Origin of the sequence: Streptomyces sp. NPDC028635, assembly GCF_040637635.1 — a bacterium.
GTDB lineage: Bacteria > Actinomycetota > Actinomycetes > Streptomycetales > Streptomycetaceae > Streptomyces.
This window is the reverse complement of record NZ_JBEZWX010000007.1, coordinates 254281-277349: the sequence shown is the minus strand read 5'-3', so window position 1 is coordinate 277349 and position 23069 is coordinate 254281. Positions and strand designations below refer to the sequence as shown.

Below are 23069 nucleotides of genomic sequence, written 5' to 3'. Positions count from 1 at the left end.
GCCGACGTGACGGCCGTCGGCCCTGTCACCGGGCCGACGGCCGTCGCGCTCTACAGCTCGGGAGCGGGCCGCGCTTGCGTGCGGAACACCAGCCGCCCGTCCTCGACGTCGACGGTCACCCGGCCGCCCTCGCTGATCGTGCCGTTCAGCAGCAGCCGGGAGAACTGGTTGTCCACCTCCCGCTGGATGGTGCGGCGCAGCGGCCGGGCGCCGTACTCCGGCTGGTAGCCGCGTTCGGCGAGCCAGTCCACGGCCGCGTCGGTGAAGTCCACCGTGACGCCCTGCGCCTGCACCAGCCGGCGGGTCTGCGTGAGCAGCAGCTGCGTGATCTGGCGCAGTTCCTCGCCGGTCAGCTGGCGGAAGACGACGATCTCGTCGATCCGGTTGAGGAACTCCGGCCGGAAGTGCTCGCGCAGCGGCCGCAGGATCTGCTCGCGCCGCGCCTCCTCGTCGGCGTCCGTGCCGGTCGCCCCGAACCCGATGCCGGCGCCGCGCCGCGTGATGGCCTCCGACCCCAGGTTGCTGGTCATCACGATCACCGTGTTGGTGAAGTCCACCGTCCGGCCCTGGGAGTCGGTCAGCCGGCCGTCGTCCAGCACCTGCAGCAGGATGTTGAACACGTCCGGGTGCGCCTTCTCCACCTCGTCGAGCAGCAGCAGCGAGTACGGGTGCCGGCGCACCACCTCGGTGAGCTGTCCGGCCTCCTCGTGGCCGACGTACCCGGGCGGGGCGCCGACCAGCCGGGACACGGTGTGCCGCTCCTGGTACTCGCTCATGTCCAGGCGGACCATGCGGTCCTCGCTGCCGAACAGCGCCTCCGCCAGCGCCCGGGCCAGCTCCGTCTTGCCGACGCCGGTCGGACCGAGGAAGAGGAAGGACCCGATCGGCCGGCCCGGGGCGGACAGGCCGGCGCGGTTGCGCAGCACCGCCTCCGAGACGACGGCGACCGCCTCCTCCTGCCCGACGACCCGCTGGTGCAGATGCTGCTCGAGGCCCAGCAGGCGCTCCTTCTCCTCCTGGGTGAGGCTGCTGACCGGGATGCCGGTCTGCCGGGACACCACCTCGGCGATCGCCTCCGCGGTGACCTGGAGGTTCTGGCCCTCGTCCGCCTCCCCGTCGCCGGCCTCGGCGATCCGCTGCTTCAACTCGGTGATGCGGTCGCGCAGTTGCGTGGCCGTCTCGTACTGCTCGTCCGCGACCGCCTGGTCCTTGTCCCGGGCGAGCTGCTCGACCTCGCGCTCCATGGCCCGTACGTCCGTGCCCTTGGTGCGGGCCTGGAGCCGCACGCGCGCGCCGGCCTGGTCGATCAGGTCGATCGCCTTGTCCGGCAGCCGCCGGTCGGTGAGATAGCGGTCGGACAGCTCCACGGCCGCCACCAGCGCCTCGTCGGTGTAGCGGACCTGGTGGTGGGCCTCGTAGCGGTCGCGCAGCCCGCGCAGGATCTCGATGGTGTCGGGCACGGACGGTTCCGGCACCAGGATCGGCTGGAAACGGCGGGCGAGCGCCGCGTCCTTCTCGATGCGCCGGTACTCCTCCAGCGTGGTCGCGCCGACGATGTGCAGCTCGCCGCGGGCCAGGGCCGGCTTGAGGATGTTGCCCGCGTCCATGCTGCCGCCCTCGCCGCCGCCCCCGGCGCCGACGACGGTGTGCAGTTCGTCGATGAAGACGATCAACTGGTCGGAGTGGGTGCGGATCTCCTCGACGATGGTGTTCAGCCGCTCCTCGAAGTCACCGCGGTAGCGGGTGCCCGCGACCACCCCGGTCAGGTCCAGGGCGACCACCCGCCGCCCGATCAGGATGTCCGGCACGTCCCCGTCGGCGATGCGCTCGGCCAGCCCCTCCACGATGGCGGTCTTGCCGACGCCGGCGTCACCGATCAGCACGGGGTTGTTCTTGCCGCGCCGGGAGAGCACCTCGATCGTCTGCTCGATCTCCGTGTCCCGCCCGATCACCGGGTCGATACGGCCCTGGCGTGCCAGGTCGGTCAGGTCCCGGCCGTACTTGTCCAGGGTCGGCGTGCCCGTGGGCCGCGCCCGCTCGGAGCGGGGCATCTGCGGGGCCTCCGGCGCCGACGGCGGGCCCGAGGGGGCGAAGCGGGCCGCGTTCAGGATGTGCCCGGCGGCCGAGTCCGGGTTGGCGGCCAGCGCGCTGAGCACGTGCTCCGGGCCGATGTAGCCGGCGCCGCCGGCGCGCGCCATCTCGTGCGCGTCCAGCAGCGCCCGCTTGACCGCCGGGGTGAGGGAGAGCGAGGTCGGCGCGGGCGCCTCGCCGGGCGGGTGCTGGACGGGGCCCGACCGCTCGTCGATCTCCGAGGCCAGCGAGTCAGGGTCCGCGCCCGCCCGGCTGAGCAGACTGCGGGTGGGCTCGCTGGACAGCGCCGCCCGCAGCAGGTGCTCGGTGTCCAGGTCCCGGCTGCCGTGCTCCGCGGCGTACTGCGCGGCGCCCCGCACCAGTTCCCTGGCGGGCTGACTGAGCAGACGGCCGATGTCGATCTGGCGGGGTCCCGGGCGGGGGCCGCCGAAGAAGCGGGCGAGGAATTCTCCGAAGGGGTCGCCCTCCGGGCCGAGGTAGCCGCTGGTCATGGCGCTCCGTTCCTTCGCTGAGACGTACCGGAGGCGGGTAACCGGGGGTGGGGTCGGTCATGCCCACGATGGCATGTTCTGCGGGGGTGCGCCTTTTGGCCCAGGATGCGCACGTGCCTCGGGTGGAGCGGCTTGCCGGGCGGCTGCCGTTGGTGGGGGCTGGTCGCGCGGTTCCCCGAGCCCCCGGGGTGGGTGACCTCAGCGTTGGGTGAGGATGCGCGGTCCGCTGTCCGTGATCGCCACCGTGTGTTCGGCGTGGGCGGCCCTGGTGCCGTCGTTCGTACGGAGGGTCCAGCCGTCGGGGGCCTCGTGGTAGCCGTCGGTGCCGCCGGCGATCAGCATGGGCTCGATCGCGAGGACCATGCCGTGGCGCAGGGGCAGGCCGCGGCCGGGCCGGCCCTCGTTGGGCACGCCCGGGTCCTCGTGCATACGGCGGCCGATGCCGTGTCCGCCGAAGCCGTCGGGGATGCCGTAACCGGCCGCGCGGCACACCGTGCCGATGGCGTGGGCGATGTCGCCGATGCGGTTGCCGACGACGGCCGCCTGGATGCCGGCGGCGAGGGCGCGCTCGGCGGTCTCGATCAGCTTCAGGTCCGCCGGGCGCGGGCGGCCCACCGTGAAACTGATCGCGGAGTCGCCGACCCAGCCGTTCAGCTCGGCGCCGAAGTCGGCGGAGAGGAGGTCGCCGTCCCGCAGCCGGTACGCCGTGGGGATGCCGTGCACGATCGCGTCGTTCACGGAGGCGCAGAGCACGGCCGGGAACGGGGTGGGCGCGAAGGAGGGCCGGTAGCCCAGGAAGGGCGATGTGGCGCCCGCCTCGCGCAGCACGTCGTGGGCCAGCTCGTTCAGTTCCAGCAGGGAGACGCCGACGTCCGCGGCCTCCCGTACGGCCGTCAGGGCGCGGGCGACCACCTGGCCCGCCTCGTACATCGCGTCGATCGACGTGTCCGTCTTCAGTTCCACCATGCCAATTACTATACCGGTATTAGAATGGGTGCCATGGTACGCACCCCTCTCACACCCGAAGAGCGCGAGCGCGGCGAGCGGCTCGGGCGGCTGCTGCGCGAGGCCCGCGGCGAGCGCAGCATGACGCGGATCGCGGCGGATGCCGGGATCTCCGCGGAGACGCTGCGGAAGATCGAGACCGGACGGGCGCCGACGCCGGCGTTCTTCACCGTGGCCGCGCTGGCCGGCGCGCTCGGGCTGTCGCTGGACGAGCTGGCCGTCCGGTGCGCGCAGGCGGGTCTGGATCTCGCCGCGGCCTGAGCGTCACCGCTGCCCGAGCGGTGGCCCGAGGTCCCTGCCTCCCGGGCGAAAACTCCGCGTAGCCGTGCCGTAACACGAAGGGTGTTGGCTACGGGCCCGGAGTGATCCCCTCGGGCGGGAGTCGGGCGATGGCGGTGGAGCAGCTCCCGGGTGCGGTACGGGAGTTCGTGGGATACCTCGACGCGCTGCTGGGGCGTCTCGACACGGGCGACGGCTGGTGCGGCGTCTTCTGGCAGCGCGACCCGGACGGCATGCGCGCGTGCCGGGAGGGCCGCGAGGTGCCGCCGTGGGACGTGGTCGTGGCGCTGCTGCAGGATCTCGCCGCCCGTCACGGTCCGCGGGTCGCCGCACGGGAGAGCGAGCGGGCCCGTGCCCTGCACGCCGCCGCGGTCACCGCGTACGACGCCCGTCCCGGTGGCCGGGAGGCGCTCGCGGACCGCCTCGACGTGATGCTCCGCGAACAGCGCTACGCCGCAGAGCGCTGCGCCGGCCTGACCCGGGCGCTCGCCTCGGCGGCGACCCGGGAGGAGGCCGACGCCCTCCGCGTCGACCTCGCCTGGTCCCGCGACGACCACGACCGCGCGACCGCCCGCTGCGCGGAACTGCGGGCACGGATGGCGCGACGGGAGCGGGGGCAGCCGACGGAGGGGGCAGGGGGGAGCGGCGGCGTCCGGGCCGACGGCCCCCTCGGCGCCGCGCCCGCGCAAGCAGGCCGCCCCGCGCCCGGCGCCCACCCGCCGGTGGTCCGCGCCGCGGACGGCGACCCCTGGTTCACGGCGGACGTCGGTGCCGCGGGTACGGCGCCCGTGACCGGGTCTGCCCGGGGACGCGTCGGGGACGCCGACGGCCAGACCGAAGCCGACGCGGAGGGCACCGGCGCATGGCCCCGGGGTGACGTGGGGGGCGTTGACGCGCGAGCTGGAGCCGGCGGTGCGGGCGTCGGCGGTGCGGGCGTCGGCGCGCGAGCTGGAGTCGGCGATGGGGACGGGGGTCCTGTGCCGGCGAACGAGGCGGGGGCCGGGGGCGGGGCACGGGGCGCTCGTGTGCAGGACCGGCCGCAGCCGGGCGACCGGGGCGTCACGGCCGCCGTCGGGGGCGCGCCGCAGGCGGTCGGCGGTGCCGTGGGCCGGCCGGTGCGGGAGGCTCACGCAGCGCCCTTCGGGGCCCTGTCTGACCTCGCGCCGTCGCAGTCGTCCGCGCCCGTCGCGTTCCCGGACGCCCGTACCGGGACTGTCACGCCCCCGCCCGCCGATGCCCCGCCAGCACCGCACCGGGTCGCCGGTGCCCCCTCCCAGGCCGACGGCCCACCGGCACCGGCCGACGGCCCACCTGCCCTGCCCGGCGTTCCCCCCGCCCAGCCCGCCTCGCAGGCCATCGCTTCGGCCTCGCCCGGCCCCCTGCCGCCCCCCAGCGGTCCTCCCGTCGATGCTCAGGCTGCCGCGCGGCCGGTACCCCCCGTCATCCCCAAGCCGCGTAAGCGGCGGCGTGGCGGGGCGCGGTTCGCCGGTGCCGTCGACGAGGGGGACGCCGCGCCTCTCGCGGAGCCGGTGCCGGTGCCGCAGCCGGCTCAGGTGCCGGTTCCCGGTGCCGGTACCGGCCGTGGCCTGCGGGGGGCCCGGTTCGCCGGGGCCGGGGAGGGTGCCGAGGCGGTACCCGCGCCCGAGCCGGTGGACGGGGCCGACCGCCGGGCGGTCCAGGGCGCCGTGGACCGGCTCGCGCGGCTGCGCGCCGACGGCCGTACCGGCGACGCACACGTCCTGCTCGTCGAACTCGCCCGCTGGCCCGCGGCCCGCTTCCCGCTGCTCGCCGCCGAGCTGCACCGGGCCGGGCTCGGTGCGGACTGGACGACCCTGCTGTGGGAAGCCGCCTCGCTGTCCGCCGAACGGCTCGTCGCCGCCGCTGACGCGCTCGTCGCGGCGGGCCGGGACGCCGACGGCGAGCACATCCTGCGGCAGGGCGTCGCACGGCCCGCCGAGGAGATCGGCGCCGCCGTGCGCGCGCTCCACACGGCCGGACGCCACCGCGAGGTGCGCGCGCTGCTCGGCGCCTACGTCCGTGTCCGCAGCCCCGAGGAAGCCGCCCGCAGCGCCGCCGCCGACCCCCGGCTCCTCGTGCCCCTGCTCCTCGAGGCCGCCCGGGACGTCACCGACGAACGCCACTGGGACCTCCTGCACGCCCTGCGCGTCGCCGGCCTCGCCCACTGACCCCCATCGAAGCCACCGACGCCCGCGCCCGATGCCGCCACGCCCGCCTCGAAGCCACCCACGCGCACCCATGCGCACACACACGCACCCACGTACCGAAAACAACGCCACATCCACCCCACCAGCCCCACCCATCACCCACAGGAGTGTCAATCGCGCTCGACTCAGCGGGTTGGCGACGATGGTCTTGGCAAGCCCGTCCGAGAGGCTTACGTTCGTCCCTCTACGGCCTGCTTCTACGGGCGTAGAGGCTCTGACGTCGCGTCGAAGGAGCAGCTCATGGCGAACGTCGTCCGTGCCGCCCTGGTCCAGGCCACCTGGACCGGCGACACCGAGTCCATGGTGGCGAAGCACGAGGAGCACGCCCGCGAGGCGGCCCGCCAGGGAGCCAAGGTGATCGGCTTCCAGGAGGTGTTCAACGCCCCGTACTTCTGCCAGGTCCAGGAACCCGAGCACTACCGCTGGGCCGAGCCCGTCCCCGACGGCCCGACCGTGCGCCGTATGCAGGAGCTCGCCCGCGAGACCGGCATGGTGATCGTCGTGCCCGTCTTCGAGGTCGAGCAGTCCGGCTTCTACTACAACACCGCCGCCGTGATCGACGCCGACGGCAGCTATCTGGGGAAGTACAGAAAGCACCACATCCCGCAGGTGCGGGGCTTCTGGGAGAAGTACTACTTCAAGCCCGGCAACCTCGGCTGGCCCGTCTTCGACACGGCCGTCGGCAAGGTCGGCGTCTACATCTGCTACGACCGGCACTTCCCGGAAGGCTGGCGGCAACTGGGGCTCAACGGCGCCCAGTTGGTCTACAACCCCTCCGCCACCCACCGCGGCCTCTCGTCCTACCTGTGGCAGCTGGAGCAGCCCGCCGCCGCCGTCGCCAACGAGTACTTCGTCGCCGCGATCAACCGCGTCGGCCAGGAGCCCTACGGCGACAACGACTTCTACGGCACGAGCTACTTCGTCGATCCGCGCGGGCAGTTCGTCGGCCGGACCGCCTCCGACTCCAAGGAGGAACTCGTCGTCCGCGACCTCGACTTCGACCTGATCGACCAGGTGCGGCAGCAGTGGGCCTTCTACCGCGACCGCCGCCCCGACGCCTACGAAGGACTGGTGCAGCCGTGAGCGACCTGTACGCCCGCCACCGCGGCGTGATGCCGGACTGGCTCGCGCTGTACTACGACGACCCGATCGAGATCACGCACGGCGAGGGCCGCCATGTCTGGGACTCCGACGGCCGCCGCTACCTGGACTTCTTCGGCGGCATCCTGACGACGATGACCGCCCACGCCCTGCCGGAGGTGACCAAGGCCGTCAGCGAACAGGCCGGGCGGATCATCCACTCCTCCACCCTCTACCTCAACCGCCCGATGGTCGAGCTGGCCGAGCGGATCGCCCAACTCAGCGGCATCCCCGACGCCCGCGTCTTCTTCACCACCTCCGGCACCGAGGCCAACGACACGGCCCTGCTGCTCGCGACGACGCACCGGCGCAGCAACACCGTCCTCGCCATGCGCAACAGCTACCACGGCCGCTCGTTCAGTGCCGTCGGCATCACCGGCAACCGCAGCTGGTCGCCGACCGCGCTCTCCCCGCTGCAGACGCTGTACGTGCACGGCGGGGTGCGCACCCGGGGCCCGTACGCCTCCCTGAGCGACGAGGACTTCATCGCTGCCTGCGTGGACGACCTGACGGACCTCCTCGGCCACACCCGCCCGCCCGCCGCGCTGATCGCCGAGCCGATCCAGGGCGTCGGCGGCTTCACCTCCCCGCCGGACGGTCTGTACGCCGCCTTCCGCGAGGTGCTCGCCGAGCGGGGTGTGCTGTGGATCGCCGACGAGGTGCAGACCGGCTGGGGCCGCACCGGCGACCACTTCTGGGGCTGGCAGGCGCACGCCCGCAGCGGCCCGCCGGACATCGTCACCTTCGCCAAGGGCATCGGCAACGGCATGTCCATCGGCGGTGTGATCGCCCGCGCCGAGATCATGAACTGCCTGGACGCCAACAGCATCTCCACCTTCGGCGGCACCCAGGTCACCATGGCCGCGGGCCTCGCCAACCTGGGTTACCTGCTGGAACACGACCTTCAGGGCAACGCCCGGCGCGTCGGCGGCATGCTCATCGAGCGGCTGCGGGCGATCGCCGCCCACGTCCCGGCCGTACGGGAGGTACGCGGACGCGGGCTGATGATCGGCGTGGAGCTGACGAAACCCGGCACCGACGAGGCCGACCCGCAGGCCGCAGCGGCCGTCCTGGAGGCGTGCCGCACCCAAGGGCTGCTCATCGGCAAGGGCGGCGGGCACAACACCTCCGCGCTGCGCATCGCACCGCCGCTGTCCCTGACCGTCGCGGAGGCCGAGGAGGGCGCCGCGATCCTCGAGGACGCCCTGAGAAGCCTCCCGTAGCGGCTGGGTGAGCGGTGAGCCGAGCGGCAGCATCGAGGAAGGCGCCATGACCATCACCTGGGAACCCGTGGAACCGGCCCTGTCGGTACGGCAGATCCTCACCCTGGAGCGGGTGCTCGCCGGGCAGCCCGAGGTGGTGGCCGGCGCCGGCCGGCTGGACCGTCCCGTGCGCTGGGTGCACGTCGCCGAGGCGCCCGACGTCGGCGTGATGCTCAGCGGCGGCGAACTCGTGCTCACCACCGGCGTGCTCCTCGCCGGCGACGAGGACAAGCAGGCCGACTACATCCGCTCCCTGCACCGCGCCGAGGCCGCCGCGGTCGTCCTGGGCCTCGGGCGGGCGTTCCCGGCCGCGCCGGAGGTGATGCGCCGGGCGGCCGACCGGTGCGGACTGCCGCTGGTCGTGCTGCACCGGCCGTTCCCCTTCGCCCAGCTGACCGAAGAGGTGCAGGCGCGGCTGGTGCGGCGCGAGTTCGCCGCGGTCAGCCTGTCGGAGTCCGTGCGCACCGCGCTGACCGCGCTGATCACCTCCGGTGCCCCGCTGCAACGCCTCCTCGACGAGATCGCCCGGCACTGCGGCTGCCCCGTCCTCGTCACCAACCTCGCCCACCGGGTGCTGGCCACGGCGGGGGAGCGGCCCGCGGTGGACGACGTGCTGCGCGACTGGGACCGCATCGCACGCCAGGCCGGCGCCGCCGACGCCGACGGCTGGATCCGCGCCGAACTCGGCGGGCGCGGCGAACGCTGGGGCCGCCTCGTGCTGTGCGGGCACCGAGGCGACCCGGCCGTCGGCCGCCTCCTCGCCGAGCGGGCCGCCGAGGCCCTCGTCCTGCACCGCATGCTCGCCGGGCCGGCCGCCCGCACCTGGGAGGAGCAGTCCGCTCAGAGCCTGCTCACCGACCTGGTCTCCGGCGTCGTACCGGCCCGGCAGCTGCTGCCCCGGGCGCGCGCCGCGGGGCTGCCGGTCAACCGGCGCACCTTCGTGCCGCTCGCCGTACGCGACCGCGAACCCGCCCGACTCGACCGCGTCCTGCGGCTGCTGGGGCTGCCCGGCCTCGTCGCGGACCTCGCCGGCGGCACCACCGCCGTCCTGCTCAGCCTCGCCCGCGACCAGGACGCCGACGCGCTCACCGCCCACTTCGCGACCCGGCTGCGCGCCACGCACCCCGCCGGCCCGTCGGACGACCGCGCCCCGGCCGTGGTCGCCGCCGCCGACCCGCGCACCGCCTGGGACGACGTACCGGCCGGGCTGCGCGAGGCGCGGCACGTCGCCGACGCCGTCGCCGACTCCGCGGCCGCCCTGGACCTGCCGCCCGTGGTCCGCCTCCGGGACGTCCATCTGCGGGGCCTGATCCGGCTGCTGCGGGACGACCCGCATGTGCAGTCCTTCGCGGAGCGGGAGCTCGACGGGCTGCTCGGCACCGCCGAGGACGACCTGCTCGCCGTGCTGCGCACCTACCTCGCCACCGGCCGCAACAAGTCCCGCACCGCCCAGCTCCACCATGTCTCCCGGCCCGCCCTGTACCGCCGCCTGGAAGCGATACAGACCCGCCTCGGGGTGGACCTGGACGACTTCGAACAGGCCGCCTCGGTGCACATAGCCCTCCTCGCGCACGACGCGCAACACCCCTGACACGGACGACCACCTGGGAAAACGGCGGTGAAACATGCGCCAGACGAAGGGTGACACGGTGACACGCCGCACCCCCGCGGACGTGACACCGTGCACCTCACCGCACGCCCGCGGTCTTTCTACGCTCGCCGCACACCGACCGAGCGGAGAAACGTGATGAGCCGAGTGATCCGCGCCGCCCTCTTCCAGACCGCGTGGACGGGCGACAAGGAGTCCATGATCCAGGTCCATGAGCAGGCGGTGCGTGACGCCGCCGCGCAGGGCGCCCAGGTGCTGTGCTTCCAGGAGCTGTTCTACGGGCCGTACTTCTGCCAGGTCCAGGACCCCGCCTTCTACGCGTACGCCGAGCGGATCCCGGACGGCCCGATCGTGCGGCGCTTCCAGGCACTCGCACGGGAGGCGGGCATCGTCCTCGTCCTGCCGATGTACGAGGAGGAGCAGCCCGGTGTCCTGTACAACACCGCCGCCGTCATCGACGCCGACGGCTCCTACCTCGGCAAGTACCGCAAGACGCACATCCCGCAGGTCAAGGGTTTCTGGGAGAAGTTCTACTTCCGTCCCGGCAACGGCGGCTGGCCCGTCTTCGACACCGCCGCCGGCCGTATCGGCGTCTACATCTGCTACGACCGGCACTTCCCGGAGGGCTGGCGGGCCCTGGGCCTCGCGGGCGCCGAGATCGTCTTCAACCCGTCGGCGACCTCGCGCGGTCTGTCCCGCTACCTGTGGCAGCTGGAGCAGCCGGCGGCGGCCGTGGCCAACGAGTACTTCGTCGGCGCGATCAACCGGGTCGGCGTCGAGGACCTCGGCGACAACGACTTCTACGGCACGAGCTACTTCGTCGACCCCGAGGCGCAGTTCGTCGGCGAGGTCGCGAGCGACAAGGAGACGGAACTGGTCGTGCGCGACCTGGACCTGGCCAGGCTCCGGGAAGTGCGCGACCGCTGGCAGTTCTACCGCGACCGGGCCCCCGGGGCGTACGAACCGCTGACGGCACCGTGAACACCCCAGGAGCCCCGTCCGCGAAGAGCGGGGCCGGGCCCGGCCGGCGGCCACCGCCGCGCGGGCGCGACCAGCCACCCACGACCGGCACACATCCACCGGGAGGAGCGACACAGACATGAGCACCCGAACCGTCATCCGCGGGGGCCTGGTCGTCACCGCGTCCGACGAGATCCACGCCGACGTGCTGATCGAGGACGGCCGCGTCGCCGCCCTCGCCGCCTCCGGCACCGCGGCCGCCGGGGCGTGGACGGCGGAGCGGACGATCGACGCCACCGGGAAGTACGTCCTCCCCGGCGGCGTCGACGCCCACACCCACATGGAGCTGCCGTTCGGCGGCACCTTCGCCTCCGACACCTTCGAGACCGGCACCCGGGCCGCCGCCTGGGGCGGGACGACCACGATCGTCGACTTCGCGGTGCAGAGCGTCGGACACAGCCTGCGCGAGGGCCTGGACGCCTGGCACGCCAAGGCGGAGGGCAACTGCGCGATCGACTACGGCTTCCACATGATCGTCTCGGACGTCAACGACAAGACGCTCAAGGAGATGGACCTGCTGGTGGAGGAGGGCGTGACCTCCTTCAAGCAGTTCATGGCCTACCCGGGAGTGTTCTACTCCGACGACGGCCAGATCCTGCGCGCCATGCAGCGCTCCGCCGGCAACGGCGGGCTGATCATGATGCACGCCGAGAACGGCATCGCGATCGACGTCCTCGTCCAGCAGGCCCTGGAGCGCGGCGAGCGGGACCCGCGTTTCCACGGCGAGGTCCGCAAGGCACTGCTGGAGGCCGAGGCCACCCACCGCGCGATCCGGCTCGCGCAGGTCGCCGGGGCGCCCCTGTACGTCGTGCACGTCTCGGCGACGGAGGCGGTGGCCGAGCTGGCCCGGGCCCGCGACGAGGGACTGCCGGTGTTCGGGGAGACCTGCCCGCAGTACCTCTTCCTGTCCACCGACAACCTCGCCGAGCCGGGCTTCGAGGGCGCCAAGTACGTCTGCTCCACCCCGCTGCGGCCGAAGGAGCACCAGGCGCAGCTGTGGAAGGGCCTGCGCACCAACGACCTCCAGGTCGTCTCCACCGACCACTGCCCGTTCTGCTTCAAGGGCCAGAAGGAACTGGGCCTGGGCGACTTCTCCAAGATCCCCAACGGCCTGCCGGGCGTCGAGAACCGCATGGACCTGCTGCACCAGGCCGTCGTCGACGGGCACATCTCGCGGCGCCGCTGGATCGAGATCGCCTGCGCCACCCCGGCCCGGATGTTCGGCCTGTACCCGAAGAAGGGCACCATCGCGCCCGGCGCCGACGCCGACGTGGTGATCTACGACCCGCACGCCGAGCAGGTGATCTCCGCCGAGACGCACCACATGAACGTCGACTACTCGGCGTACGAGGGCACACGGGTCACCGGCCGCGTCGAGACCGTGCTCTCCCGCGGTGAACTCGTCATCGACCAGCGGGAGTACACCGGGCACGCCGGTCACGGCGTCTACCTTCCCCGCTCCACCTGTCAGTACCTGAACTAGCCGAACGAGGAGTGGCGCCCATGGACTTCGGGCTCGTCCTGCAGACAGACCCGCCCGCCTCCCGGGTCATCGACCTGATGAAACGGGCCGAACACAACGGCTTCAGCCACGGCTGGACCTTCGACTCCGCCGTGCTGTGGCAGGAACCGTTCGTGATCTACAGCCAGATCCTGGCCCAGACACGGAGGTTGACCGTCGGACCGATGGTGACGAACCCGGGGACGCGCACCTGGGAAGTCACCGCCTCCACCTTCGCCACCCTCAACGACATGTTCGGCAACCGCACGGTGTGCGGCATCGGACGCGGCGACTCCGCCATGCGCGTCGCCGGCCGCAAACCCAACACGCTCGCCCGGATCAGCGAGGCGATGAAGGTCATCCGGGCCCTCGGCAGCGGCCGGGAGGCCGACCTCGGCGGCGGCACGGTCGTGCGCTTCCCCTGGATCAAGCCGGGCGCCGAACTGCCCGTGTGGATGGCCGCCTACGGGCCCAAGGCGCTGAAGATGGCCGGCGAGGAGGCCGACGGCTTCATCCTCCAGCTCGCCGACCTGTATCTCACCGAGTACATGGTCAAGGCCGTCCGGGACGCCGCCACCGCCGCCGGACGCGACCCGTCCGAGGTGACGGTCTGCGTCGCCGCCCCCGCCTACGTCACCGCCGACGACTCGCCCGAGGCCCTCGCCCACGCCCGCGAGCAGTGCCGCTGGTTCGGCGGCATGGTCGGCAACCACGTCGCCGACCTGGTGAGCAAGTACGGCGAGCACTCGGCGGCCGTCCCCGACGAACTCACCGACTACATCAAGGCCCGCCAGGGCTACGACTACGCCCACCACGGACGCAGCGGCAACCCCGACACCGCCTTCGTCCCCGACGAGATCGTCGACCGCTTCTGCCTGATCGGCCCGGTCGAGCGCCACCTCGAGAAGCTGCGGGCGCTGCGCGCGCTGGGCGTCGACCAGTTCGCCGTCTACGACATGCACGACGCGCAGGAAGCCGTCATCGACGCCTACGGGCAGCACATCATCCCCGCGCTCGCCTCCTGAGCCCTGCCTCAAGCCCTTGGTCGCCCCTCCCCGCCGTCCGGAGGAGGGGCCGGTGCCCGCACACACCCCGACCCACCTCACCCCATGGGGCTGCCATGACCGAGACCGCTCCCCCCGCGATACCCATGACCGGCCAGATCACCCTGCCCGACGGCCGCGTGGAACTCGCCCCGGACGCCGAGCCGCCCGGCGGCCGTTACGCCAACCGGGACCTGCTGCCGGTCCCGGCGGCGCGGCGCACCTGGACGACGTACAACTTCTGCGCGCTGTGGGTCGGCATGGCCCACAACACCGCCTCCTGGACGCTGGCCTCCGGCCTGATCGCCGTCGGGATGGACTGGAAGCAGGCGGTGTTCACCATCGCCCTGGCCAATGTGATCGTGCTCGTGCCGATGCTGCTCACCGGGCACGCCGGACCCAAGTACGGCATCCCCTTCCCGGTGTTCGCGCGCGCCTCCTTCGGCGTGCGCGGCGCCAACCTGCCCGCCGTGGTGCGGGCGTTGGTGGCGTGCGGCTGGTTCGGCATCCAGACCTGGATCGGCGGCGAGGCGATCTACTTCCTGGCCGGGAAGCTGATCGGTTCCTCCTGGTCGCAGGCGTCCCACATCGCCGGCTACGCCTGGACCATGTGGCTGTCGTTCGCGCTGTTCTGGGTGCTCCAGGTCGCCATCATCCTTCGCGGCATGGAGACGATCCGCCGCTTCGAGAACTGGGCGGCGCCCTTCGTGCTGGTCGGCGCGTTCGTGATGCTGTGGTGGATGAGCGACAAGGCGGGCGGTCTCGGCCCGCTCTTCGACCAGCCGTCCAGTCTGGGCTGGGGCGCCGACTTCTGGAAACTCTTCGCGCCCTCGCTCATGGGCATGATCGGCTTCTGGTCCACGCTGTCGCTGAACATCCCCGACTTCACCCGCTACGGCCGCAGCCAGAAGGCGCAGACGTGGGGCCAGGCGCTCGGACTGCCCACCACGATGACCCTGTTCGCGTTCCTGTCCGTGCTGGTCACCTCCGGCTCGCAGGCGGTCTACGGCAAGCCGGTCTGGGACCCGGTGCAGCTCGCGGCGAAGACGGACAACACGGTCGGCCTGCTGTACGCCCTCGTCACGGTCCTGGTGGCGACCCTGTCCGTGAACATCGCGGCGAACCTCGTCTCCCCGGCGTTCGACTTCTCCAACGTCGCACCGCGCCGGGTGAGTTTCCGCACCGGCGCGCTGATCACCTGTGTGCTCGCCGTGCTGATCCGCCCGTGGAAGCTGTACGCCGATCCGCAGGGCTACATCTTCACCTGGCTCGGGCTGGTCGGCGGACTGCTCGGCACGGTCGCCGGCATCCTCGTCGCCGACTACTGGATCCTGCGCCGGGCCCGGCTCGACCTCGCCGGCCTGTACCGGGCGGGCGGCCGCTACTGGTACGCGCGCGGCTGGAACTGGCGGGCCGTGGCCGCCTTCACGGCGGGCGGGGTGCTGGCCGTCGGCGGCGCCGACTTCCACCCGCTGATCGACGGCCGCCCCACCCCGGCGCTGGCCCCTCTCGCCGACTACGGCTGGGCCGTGGGCCTCGCGACGTCGCTGGTGGTGTACCTGGCGCTGATGCTGCCACGCCACCGGCGCGCATACGCCGAGGTGTGAGCGGCGGTGGTCTCGTTCCTGCGCTCGTACGCCGAGCCGTGAACGCGCGACGGGGCGGTCAGCCGGACTGACCGCCCTTCAGCGCCGCCATCGCCTCCTTGGCCGCCTTGATCGCGCCCTTGTTGATCTCGTCGGTGCTCGGCGCCTTCTTCGTCTCGAAGTCGCTGCCGTTGTAGGTGATCACCACCACGGCGTTGTCCGCGCGGGCGATCACCTCGCCCTCCCGGGTCTGCTGCTTGTCCTCGGTGGTCAGGTTCACCACCGAGTAGGCCTCGTCCCCGAGGCCGGGCACGGCGCCGCCGCCGCTCTTCTCCGCCGTGCGCTCCCGGTAGGACTTCTGCGCCTGCTCCCCGGAGCCCAGGATCTCGAACGACACGTCGAGCCAGCGGTAGTCGTAGCCCTTGAGGGCGTTCCAGGAACATGTGCGGCGCAGCTTCACGTCCGTGGAAGGGATCTCCTTGCCGCCCGTCCCGGCACCGGGCACCAGCGAGGTGATGGTCTTCGTGCCGATGCTCGTGCAGGGCGCGGGGGCCGTGGCGTACGACTTCGTCTCCGTCGTCGTCGAGGGGGCGGTGGCCGACTGGGTGGCGGTCTTGTTCTGTGCGGCTTCGTGCCCGGCGGCCGGGGCAGGGGCGAGCGGGCCGGACGACAGGGCCCAGCCGGCCGTGGCCAGCACGGCCACCGGGGACAGGCGCGCGGTCAGGGCGAGCGGCAGAGGAAGCAAACGCACGGCGCACATCTCATGGGGGGAGGCTGTGAGGGGCGTCCGCAGTGCGGACGGGACGACAGTGTCACATGACTGCCTGTGGGGCGGAAGGGCGAACTCGCTCCGTGCCGGTGCGGTGACGCTCACGTGCCGAGGGGTGCCGGACTTGTACGAAAAGCCTCGCCTGCCGGGATGCTCAGGGCACCCGGGCGGTCCACTCAGGCGAGGAGAACTTGGTGCGGGCCAGCTCCTCGGCGCGGGCCAGCTCCTCGTCCGTGACCTTGCCCTCGGTCAGGCCGTACCGCGTGCGGAAGGAGTCGATCATCCGCTCGATGACCGCCTCGCGGGGCAGCCCGGTCTGCCGGCGCAGCGGGTCCACCCGCTTCTTCGCGCTCCTGGTCCCCTTGTCGGACAGCTTCTCCCGCCCGATGCGCAGCACCTCGACCATCTTGCCGGCGTCGATGTCGTACGACATGGTCACGTGGTGCAGTACGGCCCCCGGCCCGCCGTGCGGGGCCACGAGCCGCTTCTGCGCGGCGCCCGCGATCTTGCCCTGGTCGGTGGCGATGTCGTTCAGTGGCTGGTACCAGGCCCGGATGCCCATGTCGCCGAGCGCGCCGAGCACCCAGTCGTCGAGGTAGGCGTAGCTGTCCTGGAAGGACAGGCCCTGCACCAGCGCCTCGGGCACCGACAGGGAGTAGGTGATGGTGTTTCCCGGCTCGACGAACATCGCGCCGCCGCCGGAGATCCGGCGCACGACCTGCACGCCGTGGCGTGCGGCGCCGTGGGCGTCGACCTCGTTGCGCAGGGACTGGAAGCTGCCGATGATCACCGCCGGGGCGCCCCACTCCCACACGCGCAGCGTCGGAGGGCGCCGCCCGGCCGCCACCTCGGCGGTCAGCACCTCGTCCAGCGCCATGTGCAGCGCCGGTGACTGCGGGCCCTCGTGAATCAGCTGCCAGTCGTAGTCCGTCCAGTCGGTGGCGTGCGCGAGGGCACGGCGCACCGCGATCCCGACACCTTCCGAGGTGAGCCCGTACATCACGGTGCCCTCGGGGAGCGCCGCGTCGACGCGGGCCGCGAGCCCCGCCGCGTCGGTGTCCGCCGGGGCGCCCTCCAGCGCGCCGTTCACCGCGTCCAGCGCCTCGTCCGGCTCCAGGAAGAAGTCGCCCGCCACGCGCACGTGCCGCAGCACGCCGTCCTCGACGTCCACGTCCACGACGACGAGCTTGCCGCCGGGGACCTTGTACTCACCGTGCACGGGACCTCCCATCCTGCCTACGGGATCAACGCCGCGGGCGACCGCCGTGTTCCCGCGGCGCGATCACGCTCGTACGATCCACCCGGCAGACACCCCCGAGCCCAGGAGGCGCCCGTGTTCACCACCCGGCCCACCCTGCAGGGCACGTTCGGCATGGTCTCCTCCACCCACTGGCTGGCCTCCCAGTCGGCCATGGCGGTTCTGGAGGACGGCGGCAACGCCTTCGACGCCGCCGTGGCCGGGGCGTTCGTGCTGCACGTGGTGGAGCCGCATCTGAACGGGCCGGCGGGCGAGGTGCCGATCCTGCTCGCCCCCGCCGGCGGCGAGGTGCGGGTGCTGTGCGGGCAGGGCGTGGCGCCGGCGGGCGCGAGCGTCGCGCACTACCGCGGCCTCGGCCTGGACCTCGTCCCCGGCACCGGCCCGCTCGCCGCCGCCGTGCCCGGCGCCTTCGACGCGTGGATGCTGCTGCTGCGCGACCACGGCACCAAGTCCCTCGCCGACGTCCTGAAGTACGCCGTCGGGTACGCCGAACACGGGCACGCGCCCGTGGAGAACGTCGGCGCGACCGTGGAGAGCGTGCGGGAGCTGTTCGAGACGGAGTGGACCTCCTCGGCGGAGGTCTATCTGCCCGGCGGCCGCGCGCCCCGGCCCGGTGAGCTGCTGCGCAACCCCGCGCTCGCCGCCACCTGGAAGCGGCTGCTGGCCGAGGTCGCCGGGGCGGGGGACCGGGACGCGGAGATCGACGCCGCGCGGGAGGTGTGGCGGACCGGCTTCATCGCCGAGGCGCTGGTACGGCAGGCCGGGCGGCCCACGCGGGACACCAGCGGCGAGCGCCACACCGGCACCCTCACGCTCGCCGACCTCGCCGCCTGGTCCGCGACCTACGAGACGCCGGTGACGTACGACTGGAACGGCTGGACCCTGTGCAAGGCCGGCCCCTGGAGCCAGGGACCCGTCCTGCTCCAGCAACTCGCCCTGCTACCGCCCGAGCTGCCGCCGTACGGCTCCGCCGACTACGTCCACCTGCTCGTCGAGGGCTGCAAGCTCGCCATGGCCGACCGCGAGGCCTGGTACGGCGACGCCGCCGGTGTGCCCGTCGACGAGCTGCTGTCCGAGGACTACAACGCGGCACGCCGGGCCCTGATCGGCGACACGGCCTCCACCGAGCTGCGCCCCGGCAGCCCGGGCGGCCGCACCCCACGGCTGAGCGCCCACGCGCGCGTGGCCGCCACCGTGGCGCCGGGGCCCGATCCGCTGGCCGCGCTCGGCGTCGGCGAGCCCACCGTCGCGGGGCCGGTCACCTCCCCGGTGCCGGGCGAGCCGATGGTCGGCACCGACGGAGCCACGCGCGGGGACACCTGCCATCTCGACGTCGTCGACCGCTGGGGCAACATGGTCTCCGCCACACCCAGCGGCGGCTGGCTCCAGTCCAACCCCGTCGTGCCCGAGCTGGGCTTCCCGCTCGGCACCCGGCTGCAGATGACCTGGCTGGAGGAGGGCCTGCCGAACTCCCTGACGCCCGGCCGCCGCCCCCGCACCACGCTCACACCGTCGCTCGCGCTGCGTGACGGCGTGCCCGTCCTCGCCTTCGGCACCCCCGGCGGCGACCAGCAGGACCAGTGGCAGCTGCACTTCTTCCTCGCCGCGGCCCTGCGTTCCCCGGTGCGCGGCGGACTCGACCTGCAGGGTGCCATCGACGCCCCGAACTGGCACAACGACAGCTTCCCCGGCTCCTTCTACCCGCGCGCCATGCGGCCGGGCGCCCTCACCGTCGAGTCGCGCACGGACCCCGACGTCGTCGCCGCGCTGCGCCGCCGCGGTCATGACGTGACCGTCGGCCCGGCCTGGTCCGAGGGCCGGCTGTGCGCGGTCGCCCGTGACCCGCGCACCGGCGTGCTGTCGGCGGCGGCCAACCCGCGGGGGATGCAGGGATACGCGGTGGGCCGCTGAACCCCTGCGGCCCTGGGCGGGATGAGCGGAGCCGCACGTTCATGCCGATTCCACCCGGTGTGCACGGGCCGGGTGAGGAATGTCAGTGCCGCATGCTGTGATGGAGGCATGATCCAAGACACGGGAACCATCGAGGAGTTTCTCGCCCGCCACTCGGCCGACGTGGAGGAGGCGGTCCGCGCGGCCGCCGCGGCCGAGATCATGCCCCGCTGGCGGCAGCTCGCCGACCACGAGGTGGACGTCAAGAGCGGGCCGCACGACCTGGTGACGGACGCCGACCGCAAGGCCGAGCTGTATCTCACCGAGACCCTGCGCGCCCTGCTGCCCGGCTCCGTGGTGGTCGGCGAGGAGGCCGTGCACGCCAACCCGGCGACCTACGAGGCGATACAGGGCGCGGCACCGGTGTGGATCGTCGACCCGGTCGACGGCACACGGCAGTTCGTGCACGGCGACGACGGCTTCTGCACCCTGGTCGCGCTCGCCCAGGACGGCGTCCTGCGGGCCTCGTGGACGTTCGCACCCGCCCGCGGCCAGTTCGCCACCGCCGTGCGGGGCAGCGGCGCCCACCTCGACGGACAGCGGCTGCACGCCGGAGCGCCGGCCCCGGGCGAGGACCTGCGGGTCGCCACCTCGCACCCCGACTACACCACCGACGACCAGAAGCGGGCCCTGCTGGGCCTGTGGACGCCGGGAGTCGCACCGCGCGCCTGCGGTTCGGCGGGGCTGGAGTATCTGGCCGTCGCCCGCGGCGAGTCCGACGCCGTCGCCTTCTCCTGGGAAGCGGCGTGGGACCACGCGGCGGGCCTGCTGCTCGTCGAGGAGGCGGGCGGTGCCCACCTCACGATCACCGGCGAGCCGTTCCGCGTCACCGGCGGCAACGCCCTGCCCTTCACCGCCGCCCGCGACGCGGCCACGGCCCGCCGGATACGGGCGCTGCTGACGCAGGGGGCGTGAGGGCCGGGCGGTGCACTTGCCGGCCGCCGTGCGCGGTTGCGGCAAGGGGCGTGCGAGACGGACGGGCGGCGCGGTTGCCGCAAGGGGCGTGACGGGCGGGCGGCGTGGTTGCGGCAAGGGGCGTGTGGGCGGGGCGGCGCGCGGGCAGGGGCAAAGACCACGGGCCGGCCGGCGGCAGCCGACCGCGCCGCCGGGGCTGTCGGTGCCCCGGCATATCCTGATCCCCTCAGGCAGGCCATCGGCTGACGAAGGGGTCCGAAGGTGCCGTCGATGCTCGATGCGGTCGTGGTGGGTGCGGGGCCGAACGGACTGACCGCAGCCGTGGAGCTGGCCCGCCGCGGCTTCTCCGTCGCCCTGTTCGAGGCCCGCGACACCGTCGGCGGAGGCTCCCGCACCGAGGAGCTGACCCTGCCCGGGTTCCACCACGACCCGTGCGCCGCCGCCCACCCCCTCGCCGTCAACTCGCCCGCGTTCCGCGCCATGCCGCTCGAGCGCTACGGCCTGCACTGGCTGCACCCCGAGCTGCCCATGGCGCACCCCTTCCCCGACGGCAGCGCGGCCGTGCTCGCCCGCTCGGTCGCCGAGACCGCCGCGTCCTTCGGCCCGCGCGACGCCGGAGCCTACCGACGGCTGGTGGAGCCGTTCCTGTACCGCTGGGACGGCCTCGTCCGCGACTTCATGTCCCTGCCGCTGACCGCGCTGCCCCGCGACCCGGTGACGCTCGCCCGCTTCGGCCTGGCCGGCCTGCCCCCGTCCACGTGGCTGACGCGCCGCTTCCGCGACGAGAAGGCCAGAACGCTGTTCGCCGGGCTCGTCGCGCACGTCATGGCCCCGCTCGGCGGGGTCGCCACCAGCGCGATCGGCCTGGTCTTCGCGCTCGCCGCGCACGCCCGCGGCTGGCCCGTCGCCCGGGGCGGCTCCCAGGCGATCTCCGACGCGCTCGCCGCCTACCTGACGGACCTGGGCGGCGACATCCACACCGACTACGAGGTCAAGCGGCTCGACGACCTGCCCCCGGCCCGCGCCTACGTCTTCGACACCTCGCCCACCGCCCTGGCCCGCATCGCGGGCTTCGGCCGCTACTACGACAACTTCCGCAACGGCCCCGGCGCCTTCAAGATCGACTACGCCCTGGACGGCCCGGTCCCCTGGACCGCGCCCGAGGCCCGCACCGCCGGGACCGTGCAGATCGGCGCGGACAGCGCGGAGATCGGCGCGGCGCTGCGCGCGGCCTCCCGCGAGGGCCGCGCCCCCGACCGGCCGTTCCTGATCACCGTGCAGCCGAGCGTCGTCGACCCCAGCCGCGCGCCCGAAGGCCGTCACGTCTTCTGGGCCTACGGCCACGTCCCGAACGGCTGGACCGGAGACCTCACCGACGCCCTGGAACGCCAACTGGAGCGTTTCGCGCCCGGGTTCCGCGACCGCGTGCTCGCCCGCGCCACGGCCGGCCCGCCCGAGCTGGCCGCCCGCAACCCCAACTACGTCGGCGGCGACATCGCCTCCGGCGCGGTGTCCGGGCTCCAGACGCTGCTGCGCCCCAAACTGTCCCTGTTCCCGTACGCCACCCCGCATCCGGCCGTCTTCATCTGCTCGTCGGCCACCCCGCCGGGCCCGGGCGTGCACGGCATGTCGGGACACAACGCGGCCAAGGCCGTGTGGAGGAGGCTGAGGCAGGAATGACCACCATCACCCTGGTCCGGGGCGACATCACCCGGCAGAGCGCCGACGCCCTCGTCAACGCGGCCAACTCCTCCCTGCTGGGCGGCGGAGGCGTCGACGGCGCGATCCACCGCCGCGGCGGCCCGGCGATCCTCGAGGACTGCCGTAAGCTGCGCGCCTCGCGCTACGGCAAGGGCCTGCCCACCGGCCGGGCGGTCGCCACCACCGCGGGCGAGCTGGACGCCCGCTGGGTGATCCACACGGTCGGCCCGGTCCACAGCGCGAGCGAGGACCGCTCCGGCCTGCTCGCCTCCTGCTACCGGGAATCCCTGCGCGTGGCCGACGAGCTCGGCGCGAGGACCGTCGCCTTCCCGGCGATCTCCACGGGCGTCTACCGCTGGCCGATGGACGACGCGGCCCGCATCGCCGTCGAGACCGTCCGCACCACCCCCACCGCGGTGGAAGAGGTCCGCTTCGTCCTCTTCGACGACCGCGCGTACGACGCGTTCGTCCGGCAGCTGGGCTGACGAGGGCGGCCCCCGGGGCTCACGGCCCTCGCGGAACGAGGGCCGCTGACGACACGTCAAAGACGCGCGCTAGCCTGGCCGCGCCCCGCGCCGGTGATCGCTGACCGGTGCGCGGAGTGGAGCCGTTCCCTGCATGGAGGTTGAAGCGATGCGTCTTGCCGATGGACCCGGGGTGGAGTGCGAGATCGAGATAGCGGCCGCGCCGGAACAGGTGTGGAAGGTCGTCTCGGACATCGCCACCTCGGCGAGGTACAGCCCCGAGCTGCAGGAGGTGGAGTGGCTCGACGGCGCGCGCGAGCCGGCCGTCGGCGTGTGTTTCTCCGGTCGCAACCACAACGAGCACATAGGGGAGTGGCGCACCGTCAGCCGCATCACGGTGCTCGAGGAGCCGCACGCCTACGCCTGGGAGGTCGTCCGGCACAGCGACCGGGACGGAGAGGCGCTCGCCCGGTGGACGTACACCCTGGAGCCGGTCGCCGGCGGGGCCGCCACCCGGCTGCGGCACGGCATGCGCATCGGCCCCGGGCGCGGCCCGCTGAACGACTTCGTGGAGAAGCACCCGGAGCGCGAGGAGCAGATCATCGACGGCCGGCTCGCCCTGCTGCGCACCGGCATCGAGGCGACGCTCGCCGGCGTGAAGGCCGAGGTGGAGGCGTAGCCGCTCCCGCGGCGTGAGCCGTTCGCGTCGCTCCGCTGATCCTGATGGGCGACGAGGGCCCATCAGGATCACACAAACTCC

The 23069-nt window shown here is 73.3% G+C and carries 18 protein-coding genes; 14 read left to right on the top strand and 4 right to left on the bottom strand.

The window, feature by feature from the left end:
* Positions 1-50: 50 nt before the first annotated feature.
* The gene (locus tag AB0E88_RS11030) at positions 51-2582 is read right to left on the bottom strand and encodes an ATP-dependent Clp protease ATP-binding subunit (protein WP_361627396.1); all 2532 of its coding nucleotides are present in this window, start codon (positions 2580-2582) and stop codon (positions 51-53) included.
* Between the two features lie 198 nt (positions 2583-2780).
* Positions 2781-3548 carry a type I methionyl aminopeptidase gene (gene map, locus AB0E88_RS11025; RefSeq protein ID WP_361627393.1) on the bottom strand — a complete coding sequence of 256 codons (768 nt, stop codon included), beginning with the start codon at positions 3546-3548 and terminating at the stop codon, positions 2781-2783.
* 33 nt (positions 3549-3581) lie between these two features.
* On the opposite strand from map, the gene AB0E88_RS11020 reads away from it, so the two are divergent.
* The 9 genes from AB0E88_RS11020 (at position 3582) to AB0E88_RS10980 (ending at position 15273) form a co-directional block, all read left to right on the top strand.
* Positions 3582-3848: a helix-turn-helix transcriptional regulator gene (locus tag AB0E88_RS11020; RefSeq protein WP_361627390.1), complete on the top strand. Its 267-nt coding sequence runs from the start codon at positions 3582-3584 to the stop codon at positions 3846-3848.
* Positions 3849-3976: 128 nt separating this feature from the next.
* The gene (locus AB0E88_RS11015) at positions 3977-6052 is read left to right on the top strand and encodes a hypothetical protein (RefSeq protein WP_361627387.1); all 2076 of its coding nucleotides are present in this window, start codon (positions 3977-3979) and stop codon (positions 6050-6052) included.
* A gap of 279 nt (positions 6053-6331) precedes the next feature.
* Positions 6332-7174: a nitrilase-related carbon-nitrogen hydrolase gene (locus AB0E88_RS11010; RefSeq protein ID WP_361627384.1), complete on the top strand. Its 843-nt coding sequence runs from the start codon at positions 6332-6334 to the stop codon at positions 7172-7174.
* A gap of 29 nt (positions 7175-7203) precedes the next feature.
* Positions 7204-8454: an aspartate aminotransferase family protein gene (locus AB0E88_RS11005; protein ID WP_361627428.1), complete on the top strand. Its 1251-nt coding sequence runs from the start codon at positions 7204-7206 to the stop codon at positions 8452-8454.
* Between the two features lie 46 nt (positions 8455-8500).
* Positions 8501-10084, top strand: coding sequence for a PucR family transcriptional regulator (locus tag AB0E88_RS11000; protein ID WP_361627381.1), 1584 nt, complete (start codon positions 8501-8503; stop codon positions 10082-10084).
* A 156-nt stretch (positions 10085-10240) separates the two neighbouring features.
* Positions 10241-11083 carry a nitrilase-related carbon-nitrogen hydrolase gene (locus tag AB0E88_RS10995; protein WP_361627378.1) on the top strand — a complete coding sequence of 281 codons (843 nt, stop codon included), beginning with the start codon at positions 10241-10243 and terminating at the stop codon, positions 11081-11083.
* A 118-nt stretch (positions 11084-11201) separates the two neighbouring features.
* Positions 11202-12605, top strand: a complete 1404-nt coding sequence (gene hydA / locus AB0E88_RS10990) for a dihydropyrimidinase (RefSeq protein ID WP_361627375.1) — start codon at positions 11202-11204, stop codon at positions 12603-12605.
* A 20-nt stretch (positions 12606-12625) separates the two neighbouring features.
* A complete protein-coding gene (locus AB0E88_RS10985) occupies positions 12626-13648 on the top strand; it encodes a TIGR03842 family LLM class F420-dependent oxidoreductase (protein WP_361627372.1) in 1023 nt (340 codons plus the stop codon).
* 95 nt (positions 13649-13743) lie between these two features.
* Positions 13744-15273: an NCS1 family nucleobase:cation symporter-1 gene (locus AB0E88_RS10980; protein WP_361627369.1), complete on the top strand. Its 1530-nt coding sequence runs from the start codon at positions 13744-13746 to the stop codon at positions 15271-15273.
* Positions 15274-15331: 58 nt separating this feature from the next.
* Here the strand turns inward: AB0E88_RS10980 and AB0E88_RS10975 are convergent, their stop codons facing one another.
* Complete coding sequence (locus AB0E88_RS10975; RefSeq protein ID WP_361627366.1) at positions 15332-16003, bottom strand: hypothetical protein; 672 nt, start codon at positions 16001-16003, stop codon at positions 15332-15334.
* Between the two features lie 172 nt (positions 16004-16175).
* Complete coding sequence (locus AB0E88_RS10970; protein ID WP_361627426.1) at positions 16176-17240, bottom strand: biotin/lipoate A/B protein ligase family protein; 1065 nt, start codon at positions 17238-17240, stop codon at positions 16176-16178.
* 153 nt (positions 17241-17393) lie between these two features.
* Between AB0E88_RS10970 and AB0E88_RS10965 the strand changes: the two genes are divergently transcribed.
* The 5 genes from AB0E88_RS10965 (at position 17394) to AB0E88_RS10945 (ending at position 22988) form a co-directional block, all read left to right on the top strand.
* Entirely contained in the window at positions 17394-19190 is a 1797-nt protein-coding gene (locus tag AB0E88_RS10965) for a gamma-glutamyltransferase (RefSeq protein WP_361627423.1), read from the top strand.
* Between the two features lie 108 nt (positions 19191-19298).
* On the top strand, positions 19299-20144 hold the full coding sequence (locus AB0E88_RS10960; RefSeq protein ID WP_361627363.1) for an inositol monophosphatase family protein: 846 nt from the start codon (positions 19299-19301) through the stop codon (positions 20142-20144).
* 270 nt (positions 20145-20414) lie between these two features.
* Positions 20415-21824 (top strand): NAD(P)/FAD-dependent oxidoreductase, encoded by a 1410-nt coding sequence (locus tag AB0E88_RS10955; protein ID WP_361627360.1) that lies wholly within the window; start codon positions 20415-20417, stop codon positions 21822-21824.
* Positions 21821-22330, top strand: coding sequence for an O-acetyl-ADP-ribose deacetylase (locus AB0E88_RS10950; RefSeq protein ID WP_361627357.1), 510 nt, complete (start codon positions 21821-21823; stop codon positions 22328-22330). The genes AB0E88_RS10955 and AB0E88_RS10950 overlap by 4 nt, the downstream gene beginning before the upstream one ends.
* A gap of 148 nt (positions 22331-22478) precedes the next feature.
* Entirely contained in the window at positions 22479-22988 is a 510-nt protein-coding gene (locus AB0E88_RS10945; protein ID WP_361627354.1) for an SRPBCC family protein, read from the top strand.
* Positions 22989-23069: the final 81 nt, after the last annotated feature.

Excerpts from the sequence above, each read along its gene's own strand:
- hydA (WP_361627375.1), top strand. The coding sequence starts at position 11,202 with ATGAGCACCCGAACCGTCATCCGCGGGGGCCTGGTCGTCACCGCGTCC.
- AB0E88_RS10985 (WP_361627372.1), top strand. The coding sequence starts at position 12,626 with ATGGACTTCGGGCTCGTCCTGCAGACAGACCCGCCCGCCTCCCGGGTC.
- AB0E88_RS10965 (WP_361627423.1), top strand. The coding sequence starts at position 17,394 with ATGGTCTCCTCCACCCACTGGCTGGCCTCCCAGTCGGCCATGGCGGTT.
- AB0E88_RS11015 (WP_361627387.1), top strand. The coding sequence starts at position 3,977 with ATGGCGGTGGAGCAGCTCCCGGGTGCGGTACGGGAGTTCGTGGGATAC.
- AB0E88_RS10950 (WP_361627357.1), top strand. The coding sequence starts at position 21,821 with ATGACCACCATCACCCTGGTCCGGGGCGACATCACCCGGCAGAGCGCC.
- AB0E88_RS10995 (WP_361627378.1), top strand. The coding sequence starts at position 10,241 with ATGAGCCGAGTGATCCGCGCCGCCCTCTTCCAGACCGCGTGGACGGGC.
- AB0E88_RS11010 (WP_361627384.1), top strand. The coding sequence starts at position 6,332 with ATGGCGAACGTCGTCCGTGCCGCCCTGGTCCAGGCCACCTGGACCGGC.
- AB0E88_RS11020 (WP_361627390.1), top strand. The coding sequence starts at position 3,582 with ATGGTACGCACCCCTCTCACACCCGAAGAGCGCGAGCGCGGCGAGCGG.
- AB0E88_RS10955 (WP_361627360.1), top strand. The coding sequence starts at position 20,415 with ATGCTCGATGCGGTCGTGGTGGGTGCGGGGCCGAACGGACTGACCGCA.
- AB0E88_RS10945 (WP_361627354.1), top strand. The coding sequence starts at position 22,479 with ATGCGTCTTGCCGATGGACCCGGGGTGGAGTGCGAGATCGAGATAGCG.
- AB0E88_RS11030 (WP_361627396.1), bottom strand. The coding sequence starts at position 2,582 with ATGACCAGCGGCTACCTCGGCCCGGAGGGCGACCCCTTCGGAGAATTC.
- AB0E88_RS11005 (WP_361627428.1), top strand. The coding sequence starts at position 7,204 with ATGCCGGACTGGCTCGCGCTGTACTACGACGACCCGATCGAGATCACG.
- AB0E88_RS10960 (WP_361627363.1), top strand. The coding sequence starts at position 19,299 with ATGATCCAAGACACGGGAACCATCGAGGAGTTTCTCGCCCGCCACTCG.
- AB0E88_RS10980 (WP_361627369.1), top strand. The coding sequence starts at position 13,744 with ATGACCGAGACCGCTCCCCCCGCGATACCCATGACCGGCCAGATCACC.
- AB0E88_RS11000 (WP_361627381.1), top strand. The coding sequence starts at position 8,501 with ATGACCATCACCTGGGAACCCGTGGAACCGGCCCTGTCGGTACGGCAG.
- map (WP_361627393.1), bottom strand. The coding sequence starts at position 3,548 with ATGGTGGAACTGAAGACGGACACGTCGATCGACGCGATGTACGAGGCG.